The organism is Neptuniibacter sp. QD37_6 (assembly GCF_047778085.1).
In the GTDB taxonomy this organism is placed as follows: domain Bacteria; phylum Pseudomonadota; class Gammaproteobacteria; order Pseudomonadales; family Balneatricaceae; genus Neptuniibacter.
This window is the reverse complement of the sequence record NZ_CP180550.1, coordinates 790,105-809,781: the sequence shown is the minus strand read 5'-3', so window position 1 is coordinate 809,781 and position 19,677 is coordinate 790,105. Positions and strand designations below refer to the sequence as shown.

The window sequence follows — 19,677 nt, the reverse complement described above, 5'->3', positions numbered from 1 at the left end:
TGCCTTCTATTCCCCTTCAGTCAGGTTCTTCACGACCTGATCCATCGCTGCACTTCTCGAGCCTTTAATCAGAATATTGGTATTCTGACCAGCTAACTCTTTCAATGCAGTTGTTAATTCTTCACGTGTTTCAAAATGCATTCCCTGCCCATCTGCTGCAGCGTTATACGCTGAAACAGAGTGCCGGGACAGCACGCCAGTTGCATAGAAACAACTAACCCCCTTCTGCGCTGCCCGACAACCTACCTGTGCATGCTGATCAGCGGCATCCGCCCCTAACTCAGCCATATCCCCTAAAACCAAAACTGATTTACCCGGCAAGCTAACCAGCAGATCCACAGCTGCATTTACCGAACCAGGATTGGCGTTATAACTATCATCAATCACTTGAGCACCAGACGCTGTCGACAAGCAACGCATACGTCCAGATACTGCAGTGAAGGATTCTAAACCGCTGCAAATTTCCGCTAACGACATTCCTTTAGCGCTAACAGCAGCTGCCGCAGCTAGGGCATTCGCAACGTTATGCTGCCCCATCACCTGCAGCTGAACCGTTTGAGACTCAGAGCCTCTGCGCAAAACAAAAGAAAAACAGCCATTGCTAGATGGTTTCAAGTCCGACGCATAGACAGCAGCTTTCTCGGAGCTAAAAGAGAAGTTGCTCTGCGGCTTTCCTTGGTTTTGATTTAACCAATACTCTGTATGCGGATCATCTAGGTTGATAACAGCCGTGCCTTGAGTTTCATCTAACTGCGAAAAGATCTCAGATTTCGCTTCGACTACGCCTTGTAGAGAGCCAAACCCTTCCAGATGAGCACCCATCGCGTTATTCAAAATCGCAACATCAGGTAGAGAGATTGCCGTCGTATAAGCAATTTCACCACCGGCACTTGCACCCTGTTCAATCACAGCAATTTGATGCTGATCACTCAATTCGAACAGCGTTAGTGGTACGCCGATGTCGTTATTAAGATTACCTTTAGTAGCCAATACCTGATTATTCTGAGACAGAATTGCAAATAGCATCTCTTTAACTGTCGTTTTACCGCTACTGCCTGTCACTGCGTAAACAGTGCCATCAAAGCGCTGACGATTCGCTTGCGCAATGTTCCCCAAAGCAATACGCGTATCTTCAACTTGCCACAATGGCGCTTGTACTTCGGGCATAGATCGAGAAACAACCGCAGCGACCGCGCCTTTTTCAAGTGCCTGTTCTATAAACTGATGACCATCAAAATTAGGACCAACCAGAGCTACGAATAGATCGCCCTGCTTAATAGTACGTGTGTCCGTACTGACACCTGCAAATTCAGTATCAGCCGTTATCTGCCCGCCAAAAGCTTGCTGTAACTGCTGCAAAAACCACTGACCAATCATACCGCCACCCCTAAAACTGACTTACTCACATCAACATCACTAAACGGGTAACGTGTACCAGCAATCTCTTGATAATTTTCGTGACCTTTACCTGCGATCAATACGACATCTTCTGGTGAAGCAGCATTGATCGCCATTCTGATCGCTTCTGCACGATCCGCTTCAACATCCGCCTGATGATCATGAATACCGCTCTCGATCATCTCAATAATGCTATCTGGCTGTTCGGTTCTTGGGTTATCGCTAGTTACAACCAACCGATCTGCAAATCGGTCTGCAATATTGCCCATTAGTTCTCGTTTACCTGTATCGCGGTCTCCACCACAACCAAATACGCACCACAAACGCCCTGACGTATGAGCTCTAACAGCTTGGATTGCTTTCTCTAGAGCATCTGGCGTATGCGCATAATCAATAATTACCAACGGCTTATCCGCAGTGACCAATGCCTGCATTCGCCCTGGCACTGCATCTAATTTCGAAAGCCCGTGCATAACCTGCTCTCGGCTAAACCCTTGCTCGGAGAGCAAAGCTGCTACGAGAAGCAGATTATCCAGATTAAATTCGCCGATAATTTTACTAGCGAAAGCAAAGTTGCCTTGCGCCGTTTTCAGCTCCGCTTCGATACCGTGTAAAGCTAAACGGTATGCTGCAATCAGATAATCGCCTTGTGCACGCCCAACCGCTACTTTTTTACCTTTAACTTCGTCATCAGCTAACAGCGTTTGACCAAAAGCATCATCACTGTTGATAACAGAAACTTTTAAATCAAAGCGTTTAAACAATCTTGCTTTAGCAGCGCCGTAAGAAGCCATAGAACCGTGGTAATCCAGATGATCACGGCTTAAGTTGGTGAATGCGGCATAATCAAATTCAACCCCAGCAACTCTGCCCTGCTGTAAAGCATGGCTAGAGACTTCCATCACTACGCTTTCAGCACCTGCTGCGCGTAATTCAGCAAACAAACGCTGCAAGCCTACAGCATCTGGGGTTGTATGAGTTGCCTGCTTTAACTGACCCGGGAAACCATTTCCAATGGTTCCAACAATCGCGGTTTTCGTGCCTATCGCATTCATCGCCTGAGCAACAAAATGCGCACAAGAGGTCTTACCGTTAGTCCCCGTAATGCCAATCACATTCAGATGACGGCTTGGGTGGCCATAAAAATTTGCTGCTACAGGGCCAATCTGACTAACTAAATCAGGCACAGCAATCACAGGAATACCAAGCGAAGGACAGTCATCAATTTCACGACGATCCAACAAAACCGCTACTGCACCACTTTTTTCAGCCGCTTCAACGAAATCAACACCACGATGCTGGATACCGGATCGAGCAATAAACAGAGTGCCGGGCGTAACCGTGCGGCTATCTTGCGAAATAGCAGATACGACAAAGCCGGCGTAAGTTTCATCAACCCACTCCGGCGCAATCTCTTTCAATGTTCTACTGATTTCCAACATAGTCACCTCATTCAACGCTGAGCAACCTGCTTATTCACTTCTGGCCAATTATCCGGTGGGATATTCATCAAACGCAAAGCTCCACCTACCGCTCTTGAAAAAACCGGAGCTGCTACCTCACCACCGTAATATTCCTGGCCTTTAGGGTTATCAATCATCACTACTGTTACTAAGCGCGGATCACTTACCGGCGCCAAACCTGCAAATGTAGATATATACTGATCATCGATATATCCACCGCGGCCAACCTTATGCACCGTGCCTGTTTTTCCTGCCACTCGATACCCCTGAACAGCAGCTCTACGACCCGTGCCTTTAACGCTAATCACAGTTTCCATCATTTCACGGACATCAACCGCCACATCAGCAGGCATAACTCGAACAGGTTTGCCTGCTTCGTTTTGGCGAATCAGACTCACAGGGCTCACGACACCATCATTAGCCAACGCCAAATATGACTGGGCTAGCTGCAATGGCGTTACCGATAAACCATAACCATAGGAAAGCGTCGCACGCTCTACTTGCTGTCTCGAATTCAGATAAGGCAGATAACCCGTACTTTCGCCCGGAAAGCCGATCCCCGTTGCCTGCCCTAAGCCTAAATTGTGATACAGATTACGTACCGAACCTTCAGGTAAGCTTAACGACAGCTTGGTTACACCAACATTGCTGGATTTCGTAATAATGGTTGAGATATCTATCTCACCGTAATTACGATGATCTCGAATCGTTTTACCTTTAACCCGCATATAACCAGGCGCGGTATTTACGATTGTTTCCGGCTCGTATTCACCACTCATCAATGCCGCCGCAACTGTCATAGGTTTAACTGTCGAACCCGGCTCAAATGTATCGGTTAACGCTCTGTTTCTTAATGCCGTCGAAATTCTCTGTTTTGGATCATTCGGGTTGTAAGATGGCTGATTAACCATTGCTAACACTTCGCCCGTAGATGCATCTAGCATCACAATCGACCCGCCATCAGCTTTATGCGCTTCAACTGACGCTTTTAATTCTCTATACGCTAGATATTGCAGCCTTAAATCAATACTTAGCTGAATATCATTACCATGCAGCGCCGGCTTAACTTCGCGAATATGCTTGATCGTTCTACCCAAACGATCTTTCATAACCAACTGCTTACCGGCGTCAGCCTTTAACCAATCCTCATAAGCCAGTTCCAGACCTTCTTGGCCTTTACCATCCAAATTGGTAAAACCAACCAGATGCGTTGTTACCTCAGCTGCTGGGTAGTAACGCTTATATTCACGATCAACATGCACACCCGGTATACGCAAAGCTCTAATTTTTTCAGCTAGCTCAGGTGTAACTTGACGCTGTAAATACAAAAATCTACGACTGCGATTTTCAGATAACTTAGCCAGAAGTTTCTTTTTGTTCGTTTTAAGCAGCACCGCTAGTTTTGACAAACCATCGTGCTGCATATCTGTCATTTTCGGATCAGCCCAAATAGTCGCGACCGGTGCACTCACCGCTAAGGGTTCACCATGCCTATCCGTTATGATGCCCCGATGAGCAGGTACCTGAACCGTTCTCAATGAGCGAGCATCACCCTGGGTTTGCAAAAACGACTGTTCTTCAACATAAAGCGAAAGCATGCGAGCCGTAATCCCACCTGCAACGAGCAATAGAAGAACCAGCACCAACCAAAGGCGCCATCCTCTACCAACTGCTGCTTCAGTGTTATCGCTCATGTTTCACGATCTCTATTTGTTTAACGTCTGGCACTTTCATGCCCAACACGCTCGTTGCTTGTTGTTCAACTCGGTTATTGGCAGCCCATGCACTTTGCTCAAGCAGCAGCTGTCCCCACTCAACTTGAAGCTCATCCCTTTGCTGTATCAATTCCTGATGCTGGTTAAATAACTGTCGATATTCAAAGGCGCTCATGACTATGCCCAAGCACGACACCAAAAGCACCACAACCAACACAAACACCAATAAAAATGGGCTCAGCAACTCTTCAGCACTATAAAAATTGTCTCGACCAGATGAATTCCCCTTCTCATCCTCCTGATCGCCAACCCAATTTTTCCAGAACCTTCCAAGCATCAAGCGACCTTTTCAGCCACTCGCATAACTGCACTTCGAGCCCGTACGTTCTCTTCGGTTTCAGAGGCACTCGCTTTCACAGCCTTACCTACATTCTTCAACCGAATTTTCAACATATCGTTTGTAACCGGAATACCACGTGGAATATGCTCATCGCCTTTAACATGCTGACGAATAAAGCGCTTCACAATCCGATCTTCTAGTGAGTGGAAGCTAATAACTACTAGACGCCCACCCACTTTCAACATTTCTAAAGCCTGATCCAAACAGCTTTCCAGATCATCCAATTCACGATTAATATGGATACGAATACCTTGGAAAGCACGTGTTGCAGGGTTCTTACCTTTTTCCCAAGCAGGATTGGCTTCAGCAATAATTTTTGAAAGCTGCGCTGTCGTGGTAATTGGCTCTTCTTCACGCTTAGCCACAATCGCTTTCGCCATACGACGGGAGAAACGCTCCTCGCCATAGGTATAAATCACATCAGCAATCTCTTTCTCTTCGGCGCGAGCGATCCAATCAGCCGCGCTTTCACCAGAAGAGGTGTCCATTCGCATATCCAGCGGACCATCATTTAGAAAGCTAAACCCTCGGGAAGCATCATCTAACTGTGGTGAAGACACACCCAAATCCAGCAAAATGCCATCAACCTGTCCTTGCAAACCACGCTCAGTTACAAATTCTTGCAATTGTGCAAAACTGCCGTGCGCTATAGAGAAACGATCTTCATCTGCAAAACGTTCGTGTGCATGCGCAATGGCAGTTGGATCCTTATCGATTCCCATCAACTGACCATCTTCTGCCAATTGATCCAATACCAATGCAGAATGACCGCCACGACCAAAGGTCCCGTCGACATAGAAACCAGACGCGTCCTGCACTAAAGCTTCTACAGCTTCATTTAACAGCACTGTGATATGTTTAAATTCCTGGCTCATTCGTCGTTACTCGATCCGCTATAGCGATAAATTTTGTAATTCTTCAGGCATTGCCATGCCACCTTCTACCTCTTGAAGATACTCTTCACGGGTAGCCAACCATCTGGATTCACTCCAGATTTCAAACTTCTGCCCTTGCCCCAACAACACAATCTTTTTATCGAGCTCCGCATACTCTCGAAGTGGAGCGGGTAAAAGCAATCGTCCATTTCCATCCATATCAAGATCAGTTGCATGACCAATCAGTAGACGCTGAATTCGACGCGCTGCGGGATTAAAGCTAGGCAGGCTTTCAATTTTTTCCTGAATAACTTCCCATTCTTCCAGTGGATAAAGCAGTAAACAGCGCTCTTCAGTATCAATCGTAGCCACGAGCTGACCATCGCAACACGTCGCGATTTTCTCGCGATAACGTGCCGGAATCGCCATGCGCCCCTTGGCATCCAGATTGATTTGATTAACGCCTCTAAACATTTTCGGCTCTCAAAACCCACTTAAATTACAGAAAAACCCACTTTTACCCACTTTATCCCACTAGAGCACACTATAGAAAGTAACCCCAACTAAAGCAAGGCTGAAAGCGCCGTAACTGACGGTTATCAGAGATCAAACATTAGAGAAATGCATACAGAGAGAAGCTCTCAAAAGCAAAGCATTGAGAGACTGCATATAAAACAATGAATTAGGTGAATCAGGCCTTTACAGGAAAAGCAGTGGACACCGCTCTTCCTGAAAAGAAAGAATAATGAGGAGTTTGCCGATAAGCCGGGTTCTGTCGTGGACAGTCATTCATCTGGGATGCATATCACTATGCACCTCAAGCAACCTACCCGGTTCCAGCGCGGGTCACGCCTATAGGAACCCTATTTGGTCTTGCTCCGAGTGGGGTTTACCATGCCGTGGAGTGTTACCACCCACGCGGTGCGCTCTTACCGCACCATTTCAACCTTACCGGCATCCGAGGATGCTTAGGCGGTATATTTTCTGCTGCACTTTCCGTCGACTCGCGCCGCCCAGACGTTATCTGGCACTCTACCCTTTGGAGCCCGGACTTTCCTCCACCTTCAAAGAAGGCAGCGACTGCCTGGCAAACTCCTCAACGCGAATTCTAACAAAAGCGAAATCAGTTAGCGATCTAAAGCCGCCTGATAAAGCACTTTTTTCTTCAAACCGGTAATTTTTGCTGCCAAAGAAGCTGCCTGACTCGCTGGCAGCTCTGCAAGAAGAATATCCAGCACCTCCAGAGCCTTAGCATCCAGTTCAGCTGCGCCTTTATTTTCTATACCGTGAACCAAAACAACAAACTCACCGCGCTGCTGATTGGCATCAGCTTCCATCCACTCTATGACAGCATCCAACTTATCCACATGGATCGTTTCATAAGTTTTAGTAAGCTCACGAGCAATACCCACAACACGCTCACCACCAAAGACTGACTGCATATCTTTCAGGGAAGCCACAATACGATGCGGAGACTCATAAAAGATCAGCGTTCGCGTTTCATCGACCAACCCCTTTAGCTGCTGCTTACGTCCGCTCGATTTATGCGGCAAAAAACCCTCAAAGATAAATCGATCTGTAGGCAAACCCGCCGCAGACAACGCAGCAATAAAAGCCACACAGCCAGGAACAGGCACAACTTTAAAACCCTGCTCTCTAACCCCCTGAACTACAACATATCCAGGGTCGGAAATTAGAGGCGTTCCCGCATCAGAAATTAGCGCAACACTGGCACCAGATTGCAACTGGTGTACAATCGTCTCAATTCGCTGGCGTTCGTTATGCTCATGGACGGAAACAAGGCGGGTATTGATACCGAAATGCGCCATCAAACGGGCACTATGACGTGTGTCCTCAGCAGCTATCAACTCTACTTGCTGCAAGACCTCAATAGCGCGAGGTGTCATATCCTGCAGATTTCCTATTGGCGTTGCTACAACGTACAGTGCGGGTTCTAACATTACAGATACCATCTTAAAACGTGGGTTGCGAAGTATATGAAATTTCAGTGGCGCCTGTCTCTTTCAGCAATTTTAATCAGCACAATTATTTCTGGCTGTTCAGTTAGCACAACATCCACGAAACCAACGCTGACTGCAGCTGAGCAAGACCAACAACGAGTAGAAAGCCTACTTAAAAAAGCAAACTCTGCAAAACCGATTAAATCTGCTCAGTATCGCGCAGACGCCGCGAAGATTCTACTTGGCCTAGGCCGCAAGCAAGAAGCAGCTTCCTTACTTAGCCAAATAGACGTTGCCCTCCTAGCCCCATCTCTTCGCTTTGAGATCGCTAAACTTCAAGCTGAAGCCTCACTTGAACAAAACCAGCCTGAACAAGCTCTACAACAGCTAGATAGATTAAATGGTTTATCGGATCTCAAACTCCCAACAGAGCAAGAGATTCAAATTCTCGAATTGCGTGCCCAAGCCTTCCAGCTACAACAGCAACACTTTAATGAAGCTAAAGAACTTATTAGATTAAGCCAACTGCTCGACACGGACGCAGCAAAGCAAATCCTGCACGATCAAATCTGGAATAGCCTACTTAAAATTGAAGCAATCCAGCTCTCCGAGCTCATTCGTAGCGGAACTAATAGTTATCATGAGCAGGGCTGGCTAGAGCTAGCTTACGAGCTAAGCGTCAACACTCAGCTAGACACACAAAACCAAGCGCTGAATAACTGGGCCGTATTATGGGAATCTCACCCAGCCCAAAAGCTACCACCTCAATCTCTTGACGGACTAGGTGCACAGACATTCTCAGCTCAAAAAATCGCAGTACTATTGCCGCTTGAAGGCAAATTTGCCAAACCTGCCAACGCCATCAAAGAAGGCATTATGATAGCTCACCTACGCAGCCAACAACCTGGCAAAACCTCTCCAGAACTTCTATTTCTGGACTCTGAAAAGATAAATACCCCGATTCAGCTGGCTTCAATCATTAATGAGCAACAAGTCGATATGATCATCGGGCCTTTAGCTAAAGACTATGTTACAACCTTGGCTGCCGATCAGCATATCCAAGTGCCTGTACTCGCCCTAAACTACACCGATTCACCCGCTCGCGAAGGCATGTATCAATTTGGCCTTTCAGCCGAAGATGAAGCCATTCAAATAGCAGAGCGCGCATGGAAAGACGGCATACGCCGTGCCGCAGTATTAACACCAAACAGTGGCTGGGGCGAAAAAATTAGCAAGGCTTTTGAAGAGCACTTCACAAACTTAGGCGGCATGGTTGTTCATTCAAGTAACTTTGGGGATATCAGCGAATTTTCCGAGCATGTGAGTCAATTTTTATCCACAGATAAAAGTAAACAGCGCTACAAGAACCTAAGAAAAGTTGTTTATACCCATAAAATTGAATTTGAAGAACATCGTCGCCACGATATGGAAGCGATTATTCTCACTGCACTACCAAATGATGCAAGACAGCTAAATACTATGCTGGCTTACAATTTTGCAGGCGATCTACCGATCTACGCAACTTCGCACGTTTTCAGTGGCAGCAACAACCCGATCCAAGACCAGGACCTAAATAACGTAACTTTCCTTGGCACCCCTTGGAATCTAAAACCACCATCCCAAGACAAAGTCCTTATTTCACAGCAACGAAACGACACAAACAGTCGCTTTGGTCGTTTATACGCTCTAGGTCTTGATGCCTATCGCATCCACCCCTATCTAAAACAATTAAGCGCGGTTCCTGGCACCCAGATCAACGGCGAGACAGGCCAACTCAGCATTAATAACAACGGCCTTGTTTTTAGAACGCTAACTTGGGCCAAATATAAAGACGGCATCCCACAAATTATTGAGTAAATAATATTCATGGACAGAAACAAGACCGGCAAGGACGCCGAAATACACGCCGAAAGATTCCTCTCAAAAAACAAACTCACCCTAGTCGAACGCAATTATCATTGCCGCTTCGGCGAGATCGATCTAATCATGCTAGATCGACGCACACTTGTCTTTATCGAAGTCCGTTATCGCAATTCAAAAAAGTATGGCGGCGCTGCAGCCTCAGTTACAGCAACCAAACAACGGAAGATCATTAAAGCAGCACAGCATTATTTAAGCCATAAAACACAGTTTTCTAACAATAATTGCCGTTTTGATGTCATTGCATATGAATATGATGCAGCACCAACGAAGCCGCTGTGGTATAAAGATGCCTTCAGAACTTAAGGTAAACGATTAAGGACAGCATGGAACTCGAAGACCGCATTGTCAGCCAGTTTCACAACTCAATGGAAGTCAACGCGATCACCATTGAGCAGTACACTCCACTTATTGCCCATGCTGGCGAACTTTTACTCCATTGCCTTGTCAGTGAGAACAAGATTCTCTGCTGTGCCAATGGAGCCTCCTCATCTTTAGGGCAACACTTCACCGCACTATTGATGAATAGATTTAGGCATGAGCGTCCAGGTCTACCCGCAATCAATATTAACTCAGATGGCGCTACCTTAAGCGCGATCTGTGAAGATAGCGGCTTTATGGATGCACAAGCCAAACAGATCCATGCTTTAGGCCAACCTGGGGACATTTTATTACTGATAACACCTCACGGTCGTTCCAGCAGCCTTGTGCAAGCAATACAAGCCGCCCATGATCGTGAAATGACTGTTATCGTCCTAAACGGTTCTGATGGTGGCGATATCACAGCGCTTCTCAGCCCAGAAGAGATCGAGATATGCGTACCTAGCGACGAGAGCTCGCTAGTTCACCATGCGCAATTACTAGTTTTGCACTCTTTATGCGATTTAATTGACTACCAACTTTTTGGAAGCGAATAAACATGATCAACAAAAAGACATTTAGTTTAATTGCAGGGATTAGCTTATCGCTATTAGTTACAGGCTGTTCCGATATCCTAAGCGCTGGAAGAGAAGGCCCGATCCAGGAAGACCCTGGCAGTAGAACTGTTGGTTCATACATAGATGATGAAGTGATTGAAACACTATCTATGGTTAACCTTGCCAAGGGCTCAGAACAGATGCAAGCAACCAATATCAGCGTAACAAGCTATAACGGCGTTGTACTGTTAACTGGCCAAGCACCTGCAGAAAGCGCAAGACAGGAAGCTGAGCAGATCGTCAGCCAAGTGCGCAAAGTACGCAAGATTCATAACGAAGTTAAAATCTCTGGCGTATCATCCACTATCGCGCGCACAAACGACGCTTGGCTAACCACGAAAGTTAAAGCCGAGCTATTAACAAACGAAGCAGTTGATGGGTCTCGCATCAAGGTAGTAACTGATAGCAGCACGGTTTATCTTATGGGCCTTGTTAGCCCTAAAGAAGCTGAGAATGCGATCAATATCGTAAGAAATATCGCTGGTGTAGAGAAAATCGTAAAAGTATTTGAATACGTTAATCGATAAGAACAACGGTGCGTACTAACCCTTAGTACGCACCTTTAATTCTATAGGTTCAACCCTTGCACTTCCCTCAACTACTTTACAACTTTTAATGACGGCCTTTTCGACTTAGCTGGCTTTTCAGCGTCCTTAGTCTCATCCGCATCCATATCTTCTACGTTGTCCAGTATTGCCAACTCCTGCGTATAGCAGTCAACACCCGGCTCACCACCAAAGCCCATACCCTGCCCATTTTCACGCGCATAGATAGCTAAGATAGCCGCCATCGGTACATATACATCCATTGGCTGACCTGAAAAGCGCGCATTAAAAGACAACGCTCGATCATCTAGATAAAAATCCCGAACCGCTGATGGATTAATATTTAAAACAATCTGACCATCATCAACAAACTGCGTAGGAACAGTAACATCATCCTGCGTAGCATCCACCAGAAGATGAGGTGTTAAATCACAATCCAATAACCAGTCATACAGTGCTTTAACAAGATAAGGGCGACTCGGCTTCATTTCTTTATCCAAACATTCAACAAAATAACGACATAAAAAAAGGGATGAAATATCATCCCTTTTTTAACTTTACTACGAAACAACTAATCGCGCATTTCACGCTCTGCTTCTGACAAGCTCATTTGGAAAGATTCACGCTCAAATAAGCGCTCCATATACTTAACCAAAGGCTTGCACTGATCTTCTGGAAGATCGATACCCAACAACGGCAAACGCCACAATAGTGGAGCCAGGCAGCAATCAACCAAAGTAAACTCTTCACTCATGAAGAAAGGTTTGTCAGCAAAAATCGGAGAAATCGTAATCAAGCTATCACGTAGCTCTTTACGAACTTCTTCTGCTGCATCTTCATCATCAGCCATCGCAGCTTCAATAATTTTATCCGCAAGATCACACCAGTCACGCTGGATGCGATACATGTATAGTCGGCTTTCAGCACGAGCTACAGGATAAACAGGCAATAGCGGAGGATGCGGGAAGCGCTCATCAAGATATTCCATCATCACATTTGGTTCATAAAGAACCAAATCGCGATCCAACAAAGTTGGCAGGCTATTGTACGGATTCATTGAAGTTAGATCTTCAGGAAGATTACCTTCATCACAATCATGAATCTCTACAGCAACACCCTTTTCTGCCAGGACGATACGAACTCGATGGCTATACTGGTCCTCGCCATTAGAGTAGAAGGACATGGAAGAACGTTTTGCCACAACACCCATTAAGAATACCCCTTATTAGAAACAGATACGCGGCCCCTTAAAAAAGAGGCCGCGTTTTAAAGCTCACGATTATATCGTAAAGCTATTAGTGTACATCTCTCCAGAATTCTTTCTTCAGCGCGTAAGCAAGGAAGAAGAATAGGAACAAGAAGATCAACACGTAAGTACCGATACGCTGAGAATCCAACTTAGATGGCTCACCCATGTAAACCATGAAGTTAACTAGATCATATACTAGCGCATCAAACTCTTCTGGAGATAGTTCACCAGTGCCCTTCTTAACAGAAGTACAGCTAGTTAGCGGCTTGTTAGTAAGAGGATCAATACCCTCACCACGCAAACCATGAGCGTTCATTTCTTCCCAAGAACAGCTTGCAACAACTTCACCCTGAAGCGGGCCAAGTACGTTTGGCATACCAACGTCTTTAAACACTGCGTTGTTCACGCCCCATGGACGAGACTCATCAGCGTAGAAACTACGCAGGTAAGTGTACAACCAATCTGGACCACGTAGACGCGCTTCTAGCGTTAGATCTGGTGGAGGGTTACCGAACCACTTACCAGCATCGCCTTTGTCCATAGAAATTGTCATCTGCTCACCCACTTTGTGATCACCAAAGATCAAGTGCTCAGCAACAAGTTCCGGATTCATACCTAGATCTAGTGCAGCACGCTCATAACGCTGATATTCAGCAGAGTGACAGCCCAAGCAGTAGTTTACAAACGTTTGCATACCACGCTGCAAAGATGCTTGGTTATGTAGATCTACATCCATCTCATCAAGGTGGCCTTTAGCACCACCAGCAGCGCTTGCAGCCATCGGCAGCGCCGCCATTACTAATGCAATAAGAAACTTTTTCATTAGCCTGTAACCCTTTCTGGAACCGGTTTAGTTTTTTCCATCTTGGTGTAGAACGGCATCAGGAAGAAGTATGCGAAGTAAAGCGCAGTACAGATCTGAGCCGCTAGCGTACGACCTGGAGTAGATGCAACCACACCCAAGTAACCCAGGATTACGAAGCTTACACAGAAGATAACCAACCACAGCTTACTCATCCAACCTTTGTAACGGATAGATTTAACTGGGCTACGGTCCAACCAAGGAAGCACAAACAAGATAGCAATCGCTGCACCCATCACAACAACACCTGGGAACTGAGAACCTAGGATTGGCGGGATAGCACGAAGCATTGCGTAGAATGGCGTGAAGTACCATACAGGCGCGATATGCTCAGGTGTTTTCAGCGGGTTAGCTGGCTCAAAGTTTGGCGCCTCAATGAAGTAACCACCACCTTCTGGGAAGAAGAAGACTACTGCACAGAAAACAAATAGGAACACAACCACACCTACAATGTCTTTAACAGAGTAGTAAGGGTGGAATGGGATACCGTCAACAGGTACACCGTTCTCATCTTTGTTATCTTTAATTTCGATACCGTCTGGGTTGTTAGAACCCACTTCGTGTAGCGCGATAATGTGCAGAACAACCAACGCCAATAGAACGATTGGTAGAGCAATTACATGCAGAGAGAAGAAACGGTTTAGAGTAATACCAGAGATCAGGTAGTCACCACGGATCCATTCAGCTAGTTCTGGACCAACATACGGTACAGCAGCGAATAGAGATACGATTACCTGTGCACCCCAGTAAGACATCTGACCCCATGGCAATAGGTAGCCCATGAAAGCTTCAGCCATAAGCGCTAGGTAGATTGTCATACCGAATAGCCATACAAGCTCACGAGGCTTACGGTAAGAACCGTACATCATGCCACGAAGCATGTGCAAGTAAACAACTACGAAGAATGCAGACGCACCGGTAGAGTGCATATAGCGCAGCAACCAGCCGTATTCCACATCACGCATGATGTATTCGATAGAAGCAAACGCACCTTCAGCAGAAGGATTGTAAGACATAGTTAGCCAGATACCCGTTAGGATCTGGTTAACAAGCACTAGAAGTGCCAATGAACCAAAGAAGTACCAGAAGTTAAAGTTCTTTGGAGCGTAGTATTTAGATAGGTGATCTTCCCACATAGCTGTAGCTGGGAAACGATCATCAATCCAACCCATGATACCTGGGTTACCTTTGTTACGAGAACCAGCCATTATGCAGTCTCCTGATCAATACCTACGATGATCACATTTTCGCTCTCATAGTGATGAGGCGGGATCACAAGGTTACTTGGAGCCGGGGAACCGTTCATTACTCGACCAGAAAGATCAAAACGAGAACCATGACATGGGCAGTAATAACCGCCAACCCAATCTTCACCCTGACCAGATGTAACACCGACTTCAGGAAGATAAGTTGGAGAACAACCTAGGTGAGTACAAATACCAACCAAAACAGCGATATCTTCACGTAGAGAACGCGCAGGGGTTTTTGGAATGTAATCAGGCTGCTGTGCAGGGTTATCCGATTTTGGATCCTGCAAGTTGCTATCTAGCTTAGCCAGATTAGCCAATGCTTCTTCGCCACGACGAACGATCCACACAGGCTTACCACGCCAGCTAGCAATTACCTGCTGACCAGGTTCCAGTTTACTTACATCCACCTTGACAGGTGCGCCGGCAGTTCTTGCCTTCGCACTCGGCGTCCAGGAAGCTACGAATGGGACAGCTGCTCCTACAGCACCAACCGCACCAACTGCGGATGTAGCACCGATTAGGAGACGGCGCCGACCCTTATTCACGCCATCATTGCTCATTAAGTTATCTCCCCTCAATCGACCTTATTTTATATCTCTGCAGGTGCAAAAATATACTGGCCGCTAAGAATTTTATAGCTACGGAAATCTGTATCTTAAAAATGGCCCAAATAGTAAAGAAATTACCCCTTTCTTACAAGGTGAATTACTTATTTTTCGCCGTACTTTAGGCCAATGTATTGATATAACGCAGTGCAAAAAAAACGCCCACCCCGATAAAGGGGCAGGCGCTTTTTCTGAATCCAAAATCTTTCGAAAAAGATGTCGAATTAACGCTTGGAGAACTGTGGCTTCTTACGTGCTTTACGTAGACCAACTTTCTTACGTTCAACCATACGAGCGTCACGAGTAACGTAACCCGCTTCACGTAGAGCTGGACGAAGCGTTTCATCAAATTCCATTAGTGCACGAGTGATACCGTGACGGATAGCGCCAGCTTGACCGAAGCCGCCGCCGCCTTTAACAGTAACAACAACGTCGAACGCTTCAAGATTGTTAGTAAGCTCTAGAGGCTGACGAACGATCATGCGCGCAGTTTCACGACCGAAGTATTCTTCGATAGTGCGGTTGTTGATAGTGATAGCACCTGTACCTGGACGCAGGAAAACACGTGCTGTAGAAGTTTTACGACGACCTGTACCGTAATACTGTGTAGTAGACATGATTATCCTTCCCCTTAAACGTTAAGTTCTTTAGGCTGCTGAGCCTGATGCGGATGTTCTGCACCAGCGTAAACTTTCAGCTTCGCATACATAGCGCGACCTAGTGGACCTTTTGGCAGCATGCCTTTAACAGCAAGCTCGATAGTGCGCTCAGGGAAAGTTTCTACCATCTTCTCGAAAGAAGCTTCTTTCAAGCCACCTGGAAAACCAGTGTGGTGGTAGTAAGTTTTATCTTTACGCTTGTTACCAGTAACGCCTACTTTTTCAGCGTTAACAACTACAATGTAGTCACCAGTATCAACGTGTGGAGTGTATTCTGGCTTATGCTTACCACGTAGACGACGTGCAATTTCAGTAGCCAGACGACCCAGAGTTTTACCTTCTGCGTCAACAACGTACCAGTCGCGTTTTACTTCGGCTGGCTTAGCGACGAATGTTTTCATCTGTATAGCCTTTCAACTTTACTCAGATCTCGTTGATTTTATTAATAAAATCGCCCGATCTGACTTATAATTATTTGTTGCTCCAAATTGATTAGAACAACTCTCTTCTGCCCAAAACTTAAGCAAGCCTAAACTTGGGAGCGCGCATTATATATATGCGCATTCCTTACTGCAAGTAAAAACCAGATAATAACAGGCCAAAATCAGCAACAACTCAAAACCAGCTTTGCTCCACACCCATATAAAAAATGCGCTATAAAAGCACATCTTTTAAAAACATCATCTACAACTTAAGCTCTATGCTCTATGCTCTATGCTCTCTAGCCAGATACTCATGCGACTGCATCTCAAGCAAACGACTTTGAGTTCGCTCAATTTCGAACTCCAAACGCCCTTCTGAATAAATTTCATGAATTGGCTTTTCAGCACTGATAATCAACTTAACGCCACTATCATAGAATTCATCGACCATATTGATGAAGCGACGAGCGGCATCATCATTAGAGCGACCCAGCTGCGGCACATTACCCACCATCACAGCATGGAATATCTTGCCCAGTTCAATGTAGTCATTCTGGGAACGAGGACCTTCACAAAGCTCTTTAAAATCAAACCAAACCACGTCTTCACAGCAGCGGCGTGTCTGCATATCACGGCCATTAATATCCAGAACCTCGGCTTCAACCACCTCTTCTAGATCTGGCGCAAGACTTTCAAAACTGCGGTTTAAACTCTTATCCGCTTCAGCATCTAACGGATAGTGGTAAAGCTCTGCCTGCTCTAAAGCACGTAAACGATAGTCAACACCACCATCAACGTTCACAACTTCTGTGTAACGATTTAACATATCAATCGCTGGCAGGAAGCGAGCGCGCTGTAATCCATCTTTGTACAATCCATCAGGCACAATATTGGACGTCGCCACTAGAGCCACACCGTTCTTGAATAATTCTTGCAGCAAGCCACCCAAAATCATGGCATCAGTTATATCTGTAACAAAGAACTCATCAAAACAGATAATTCGTGCTTCTTGTGCGTATTTTTTGCCAATCTCAACTAATGGGTTAGCCGTACCATCCAACTCTTTAAGTTCAGCGTGTACACGCTGCATAAAACGGTGGAAGTGGGTACGCATCTTCTGTTCAAACGGAAGACTGTCGTAAAAAGTATCCATCAGGTAAGTCTTACCACGACCTACACCACCCCAGAAGTACAAGCCTTTAACCGGCTCTTTCGGCTCCGGTTTTTTCAGCTTGCTCTTCAAACGCCCCATTAAACCGACTTTAGGCTCTTCTGCCTTAACCGCTACAAGATCGTCATATAAACGCTGAAGATGCTCAACAGCCATCTCTTGGGCTGGATCATAAGAGAAATCATCGCGCTTGAGGTCTTGCTTGTATCTTTCTAATGGAGTCATGTGGATTGCCAATTCATCTACTTTTTAACCTGCGCGAACTTTACCGGCGAAAGCATCATTTAGCAAATGCAACATAAGGAGGGGTATTACTAGGAAACATTTCAATTCAGTGGATAAAGTACAATACAGCTAGAAAGTTTTTTTTCAGCGCAGATACGACTCCCAGAGATACTCACTTTTAGGCTGTCTCGTAGGATAGGTTTCTAGACTAAATAAATTTCGGTGCAGGATGCACCTCCTACAATAAAGCTTTCTTTGTAGGAGCGGCATCTTGCCGCGATAAGATACTCTTGCAACTACAACCCCAACAAAGGCACCAAAACCGGTAGCATAAACGCAGTAAATGCCCCCGTCATTCCCATAGCCAAGCCACCGAATGCACCTGCAACCATTCCGTACTCAAAAGCAAATGCAGTACCCATCGCATGAGCACCAACACCTAAAACAAAGCCTTTTACAGACTCATCTTTAATACCTAGCAGACGATAAACAAACGGCGCGATCAAGCAGCCCATAGCACCTGTAATGAGAACAAGTCCGGCAGCCAAAGAAGGAAAACCGCCCATTTTTTCAGCTACCGCAATTGCGATAGGAGAAGTAACCGATTTAGGTGCTAAGGTTAATAGCAACTCATCACTCAACCCAAAAGCTACACCGATGAGAATTGCTGAACTCGCGGCAACAACAGCTCCTAAAACACAACCTACCAGTAGAGGCACCAGCAACCGCTTAACAGTCGCTAGGTTGTCATATAAGGGGACCGCCAATGCTACAACCGCGGGACCTAATAATAGGTGAATATACTGCCCACCCAGCATATAGGTCGCATAGTCAGTTCCAGTTAGTTTTATAACAACAATAATCAGTGAGAGTGATACCAATACAGGATGTAAAAACGGCGTTTTTCCTGCTTTTGCATTTATCCAGGACGCACATAAAAAAACTACTAGCGTCACGACAAGCCAAAGTACTGGAAATGTTTGAAAATGCGACCATAACTCAAGCATCGCCATCTCCTAAATCCTGTTTAGCACCCACCTTTTCCTTCGAAAGCACTTTCAATAAAAAAGCCACAACAAACATCGTTATCAAAGTACTTACAAACAACGAAACCATCAACTCAAGCCAATAATTGGAAAGTACTCCAAAATAGTTCATCAAACCCACACCTGCTGGCACTAAAAGCAATGGCAGCACTTTCAGCAACCCCTCAGCCGTAACACGCAGCCCCTCAGGCACCTCACCACGAACAACCAATCCTACCAGCAACAAAACCATGCCAACCACTGAGCCAGGAATAGGCACACTTGCAGCCGTAACGATGAGTTCCCCAACCAACTGGCATACCAACAAAATAAGAAAACCTTGGATCATATCTACATCACCAATTGTGCTAACTGCCAAAAAGCCACTAAAGCAAAACCAATAAATAACACACCGGCCGCTCGATGAATCCAAATAATGGACAGACGCTGAAGTAAGAATTGTCCCAACCAAACTCCCAGCAACGTCGTAACCAACAACGCAGATGTTCCCGCAAACCAAACAATCCATGCATTCTCTACAGCAGATAGCCCCGCTATAGATAACTGCGTTTTATCACCCAATTCAGCTAGAAATATTAATACAAATACAGACAGAAGCAGGTGCCTACCAATATTAAGCTCCCCCTCCTCTTCATCATCTTCAACACGTAAGGACTGAACACCAAAGACCAAAAACAGCGTACCAACCAGCGCAAAGATTGCCGCCTGGGGCAGATAAACACTAATGGTTGCGCCAAACAAAACGGCCAATAGGTTCAATACTGAAAACGCAGCCACCGCGCCAATTAAGACCGGAACAGGCTTATATCTAGCCGACAAAGTCATGCAGACCAACTGACTTTTATCACCGAATTCAGCAAGAAAAATAAGAAGAAACACCTTAAGAAAAGGCTCAATCAGATCCATATTTAACTCTACGATAAAATGAGACTGA

Annotated in this window: 22 protein-coding genes and 1 other RNA gene; 4 read left to right on the top strand and 19 right to left on the bottom strand. The window is 45.7% G+C overall.

Translation table 11 applies throughout. The features are described from left to right. Positions 1-6: 6 nt before the first annotated feature. The 8 genes from ACMXYO_RS03620 to rsmI form a co-directional block, all read right to left on the bottom strand. The gene (locus tag ACMXYO_RS03620; protein WP_415887103.1) at positions 7-1,377 is read right to left on the bottom strand and encodes a UDP-N-acetylmuramoyl-tripeptide--D-alanyl-D-alanine ligase; all 1,371 of its coding nucleotides are present in this window, start codon (positions 1,375-1,377) and stop codon (positions 7-9) included. Continuing rightward, positions 1,374-2,840: a UDP-N-acetylmuramoyl-L-alanyl-D-glutamate--2,6-diaminopimelate ligase gene (locus tag ACMXYO_RS03615; protein WP_415887102.1), complete on the bottom strand. Its 1,467-nt coding sequence runs from the start codon at positions 2,838-2,840 to the stop codon at positions 1,374-1,376. The genes ACMXYO_RS03620 and ACMXYO_RS03615 overlap by 4 nt, the downstream gene beginning before the upstream one ends. An 11-nt stretch (positions 2,841-2,851) precedes the next feature. After that, a complete protein-coding gene (locus tag ACMXYO_RS03610) occupies positions 2,852-4,555 on the bottom strand; it encodes a peptidoglycan D,D-transpeptidase FtsI family protein (RefSeq protein WP_415887101.1) in 1,704 nt (567 codons plus the stop codon). Continuing rightward, positions 4,545-4,913, bottom strand: coding sequence for a cell division protein FtsL (gene ftsL / locus ACMXYO_RS03605; protein ID WP_415887099.1), 369 nt, complete (start codon positions 4,911-4,913; stop codon positions 4,545-4,547). Before ftsL ends, ACMXYO_RS03610 begins: the two co-directional genes overlap by 11 nt. Further along, positions 4,913-5,851, bottom strand: coding sequence for a 16S rRNA (cytosine(1402)-N(4))-methyltransferase RsmH (gene rsmH / locus ACMXYO_RS03600; RefSeq protein ID WP_415887098.1), 939 nt, complete (start codon positions 5,849-5,851; stop codon positions 4,913-4,915). The genes ftsL and rsmH overlap by 1 nt, the downstream gene beginning before the upstream one ends. Positions 5,852-5,869: 18 nt before the next feature. After that, the gene (gene mraZ, locus ACMXYO_RS03595) at positions 5,870-6,325 is read right to left on the bottom strand and encodes a division/cell wall cluster transcriptional repressor MraZ (protein WP_415883635.1); all 456 of its coding nucleotides are present in this window, start codon (positions 6,323-6,325) and stop codon (positions 5,870-5,872) included. 271 nt (positions 6,326-6,596) lie between these two features. Then, an RNA gene (gene rnpB, locus ACMXYO_RS03590) (RNase P RNA component class A) lies at positions 6,597-6,947 on the bottom strand. 31 nt (positions 6,948-6,978) lie between these two features. After that, positions 6,979-7,812: a 16S rRNA (cytidine(1402)-2'-O)-methyltransferase gene (gene rsmI, locus ACMXYO_RS03585; RefSeq protein WP_415887097.1), complete on the bottom strand. Its 834-nt coding sequence runs from the start codon at positions 7,810-7,812 to the stop codon at positions 6,979-6,981. A gap of 36 nt (positions 7,813-7,848) precedes the next feature. On the opposite strand from rsmI, the gene ACMXYO_RS03580 reads away from it, so the two are divergent. Genes ACMXYO_RS03580 through ACMXYO_RS03565 form a run of 4 tightly spaced genes read left to right on the top strand, consistent with a single transcriptional unit; the run spans position 7,849 to position 11,236 of the window. Next, on the top strand, positions 7,849-9,669 hold the full coding sequence (locus tag ACMXYO_RS03580) for a penicillin-binding protein activator (protein WP_415887096.1): 1,821 nt from the start codon (positions 7,849-7,851) through the stop codon (positions 9,667-9,669). A 9-nt stretch (positions 9,670-9,678) separates the two neighbouring features. After that, positions 9,679-10,038 carry a YraN family protein gene (locus ACMXYO_RS03575; protein ID WP_415887095.1) on the top strand — a complete coding sequence of 120 codons (360 nt, stop codon included), beginning with the start codon at positions 9,679-9,681 and terminating at the stop codon, positions 10,036-10,038. A 20-nt stretch (positions 10,039-10,058) separates the two neighbouring features. After that, the gene (locus ACMXYO_RS03570) at positions 10,059-10,649 is read left to right on the top strand and encodes an SIS domain-containing protein (protein WP_415887094.1); all 591 of its coding nucleotides are present in this window, start codon (positions 10,059-10,061) and stop codon (positions 10,647-10,649) included. Positions 10,650-10,651: 2 nt separating this feature from the next. Then, positions 10,652-11,236, top strand: coding sequence for a BON domain-containing protein (locus ACMXYO_RS03565; RefSeq protein WP_415887093.1), 585 nt, complete (start codon positions 10,652-10,654; stop codon positions 11,234-11,236). Positions 11,237-11,307: 71 nt separating this feature from the next. On the opposite strand, the gene ACMXYO_RS03560 is transcribed toward ACMXYO_RS03565, so the two are convergent. The 11 genes from ACMXYO_RS03560 to ACMXYO_RS03510 all read right to left on the bottom strand — a co-directional run bounded on the left by ACMXYO_RS03560 (position 11,308) and on the right by ACMXYO_RS03510 (position 19,649). Continuing rightward, positions 11,308-11,742, bottom strand: a complete 435-nt coding sequence (locus tag ACMXYO_RS03560; protein ID WP_415887092.1) for a ClpXP protease specificity-enhancing factor — start codon at positions 11,740-11,742, stop codon at positions 11,308-11,310. Between the two features lie 83 nt (positions 11,743-11,825). Continuing rightward, positions 11,826-12,464 carry a glutathione S-transferase N-terminal domain-containing protein gene (locus tag ACMXYO_RS03555; RefSeq protein WP_415887091.1) on the bottom strand — a complete coding sequence of 213 codons (639 nt, stop codon included), beginning with the start codon at positions 12,462-12,464 and terminating at the stop codon, positions 11,826-11,828. Positions 12,465-12,549: 85 nt separating this feature from the next. Further along, a complete protein-coding gene (locus ACMXYO_RS03550) occupies positions 12,550-13,326 on the bottom strand; it encodes a cytochrome c1 (RefSeq protein WP_415883622.1) in 777 nt (258 codons plus the stop codon). Next, on the bottom strand, positions 13,326-14,573 hold the full coding sequence (locus ACMXYO_RS03545) for a cytochrome b (protein ID WP_415883621.1): 1,248 nt from the start codon (positions 14,571-14,573) through the stop codon (positions 13,326-13,328). The genes ACMXYO_RS03550 and ACMXYO_RS03545 overlap by 1 nt, the downstream gene beginning before the upstream one ends. After that, positions 14,573-15,175, bottom strand: a complete 603-nt coding sequence (gene petA, locus ACMXYO_RS03540) for a ubiquinol-cytochrome c reductase iron-sulfur subunit (RefSeq protein WP_415883620.1) — start codon at positions 15,173-15,175, stop codon at positions 14,573-14,575. The genes ACMXYO_RS03545 and petA overlap by 1 nt, the downstream gene beginning before the upstream one ends. A 269-nt stretch (positions 15,176-15,444) precedes the next feature. After that, on the bottom strand, positions 15,445-15,837 hold the full coding sequence (gene rpsI / locus ACMXYO_RS03535) for a 30S ribosomal protein S9 (RefSeq protein ID WP_286239726.1): 393 nt from the start codon (positions 15,835-15,837) through the stop codon (positions 15,445-15,447). A 14-nt stretch (positions 15,838-15,851) separates the two neighbouring features. After that, positions 15,852-16,280 (bottom strand): 50S ribosomal protein L13, encoded by a 429-nt coding sequence (gene rplM / locus ACMXYO_RS03530; protein WP_415883619.1) that lies wholly within the window; start codon positions 16,278-16,280, stop codon positions 15,852-15,854. Between the two features lie 304 nt (positions 16,281-16,584). Next, positions 16,585-17,697, bottom strand: coding sequence for a cell division protein ZapE (zapE, locus tag ACMXYO_RS03525; protein ID WP_415883618.1), 1,113 nt, complete (start codon positions 17,695-17,697; stop codon positions 16,585-16,587). Positions 17,698-17,993: 296 nt separating this feature from the next. Then, the gene (locus ACMXYO_RS03520) at positions 17,994-18,704 is read right to left on the bottom strand and encodes an LrgB family protein (RefSeq protein ID WP_415887090.1); all 711 of its coding nucleotides are present in this window, start codon (positions 18,702-18,704) and stop codon (positions 17,994-17,996) included. Continuing rightward, positions 18,697-19,071, bottom strand: a complete 375-nt coding sequence (locus tag ACMXYO_RS03515) for a CidA/LrgA family protein (protein ID WP_415887089.1) — start codon at positions 19,069-19,071, stop codon at positions 18,697-18,699. Before ACMXYO_RS03515 ends, ACMXYO_RS03520 begins: the two co-directional genes overlap by 8 nt. 2 nt (positions 19,072-19,073) lie before the next feature. Then, complete coding sequence (locus ACMXYO_RS03510) at positions 19,074-19,649, bottom strand: TMEM165/GDT1 family protein (RefSeq protein ID WP_415887087.1); 576 nt, start codon at positions 19,647-19,649, stop codon at positions 19,074-19,076. Positions 19,650-19,677: the final 28 nt, after the last annotated feature.

Bases quoted from the DNA above. Each gene is read 5' to 3' on its own strand.
- ACMXYO_RS03620 (WP_415887103.1), bottom strand. From the start codon at position 1,377: ATGATTGGTCAGTGGTTTTTGCAGCAGTTACAGCAAGCTTTTGGCGGG.
- ACMXYO_RS03615 (WP_415887102.1), bottom strand. From the start codon at position 2,840: ATGTTGGAAATCAGTAGAACATTGAAAGAGATTGCGCCGGAGTGGGTT.
- ACMXYO_RS03610 (WP_415887101.1), bottom strand. From the start codon at position 4,555: ATGAGCGATAACACTGAAGCAGCAGTTGGTAGAGGATGGCGCCTTTGG.
- ftsL (WP_415887099.1), bottom strand. From the start codon at position 4,913: ATGCTTGGAAGGTTCTGGAAAAATTGGGTTGGCGATCAGGAGGATGAG.
- rsmH (WP_415887098.1), bottom strand. From the start codon at position 5,851: ATGAGCCAGGAATTTAAACATATCACAGTGCTGTTAAATGAAGCTGTA.
- mraZ (WP_415883635.1), bottom strand. From the start codon at position 6,325: ATGTTTAGAGGCGTTAATCAAATCAATCTGGATGCCAAGGGGCGCATG.
- rsmI (WP_415887097.1), bottom strand. From the start codon at position 7,812: ATGTTAGAACCCGCACTGTACGTTGTAGCAACGCCAATAGGAAATCTG.
- ACMXYO_RS03580 (WP_415887096.1), top strand. From the start codon at position 7,849: ATGAAATTTCAGTGGCGCCTGTCTCTTTCAGCAATTTTAATCAGCACA.
- ACMXYO_RS03575 (WP_415887095.1), top strand. From the start codon at position 9,679: ATGGACAGAAACAAGACCGGCAAGGACGCCGAAATACACGCCGAAAGA.
- ACMXYO_RS03570 (WP_415887094.1), top strand. From the start codon at position 10,059: ATGGAACTCGAAGACCGCATTGTCAGCCAGTTTCACAACTCAATGGAA.
- ACMXYO_RS03565 (WP_415887093.1), top strand. From the start codon at position 10,652: ATGATCAACAAAAAGACATTTAGTTTAATTGCAGGGATTAGCTTATCG.
- ACMXYO_RS03560 (WP_415887092.1), bottom strand. From the start codon at position 11,742: ATGAAGCCGAGTCGCCCTTATCTTGTTAAAGCACTGTATGACTGGTTA.
- ACMXYO_RS03555 (WP_415887091.1), bottom strand. From the start codon at position 12,464: ATGGGTGTTGTGGCAAAACGTTCTTCCATGTCCTTCTACTCTAATGGC.
- ACMXYO_RS03550 (WP_415883622.1), bottom strand. From the start codon at position 13,326: ATGAAAAAGTTTCTTATTGCATTAGTAATGGCGGCGCTGCCGATGGCT.
- ACMXYO_RS03545 (WP_415883621.1), bottom strand. From the start codon at position 14,573: ATGGCTGGTTCTCGTAACAAAGGTAACCCAGGTATCATGGGTTGGATT.
- petA (WP_415883620.1), bottom strand. From the start codon at position 15,175: ATGAGCAATGATGGCGTGAATAAGGGTCGGCGCCGTCTCCTAATCGGT.
- rpsI (WP_286239726.1), bottom strand. From the start codon at position 15,837: ATGTCTACTACACAGTATTACGGTACAGGTCGTCGTAAAACTTCTACA.
- rplM (WP_415883619.1), bottom strand. From the start codon at position 16,280: ATGAAAACATTCGTCGCTAAGCCAGCCGAAGTAAAACGCGACTGGTAC.
- zapE (WP_415883618.1), bottom strand. From the start codon at position 17,697: ATGACTCCATTAGAAAGATACAAGCAAGACCTCAAGCGCGATGATTTC.
- ACMXYO_RS03520 (WP_415887090.1), bottom strand. From the start codon at position 18,704: ATGCTTGAGTTATGGTCGCATTTTCAAACATTTCCAGTACTTTGGCTT.
- ACMXYO_RS03515 (WP_415887089.1), bottom strand. From the start codon at position 19,071: ATGATCCAAGGTTTTCTTATTTTGTTGGTATGCCAGTTGGTTGGGGAA.
- ACMXYO_RS03510 (WP_415887087.1), bottom strand. From the start codon at position 19,649: ATGGATCTGATTGAGCCTTTTCTTAAGGTGTTTCTTCTTATTTTTCTT.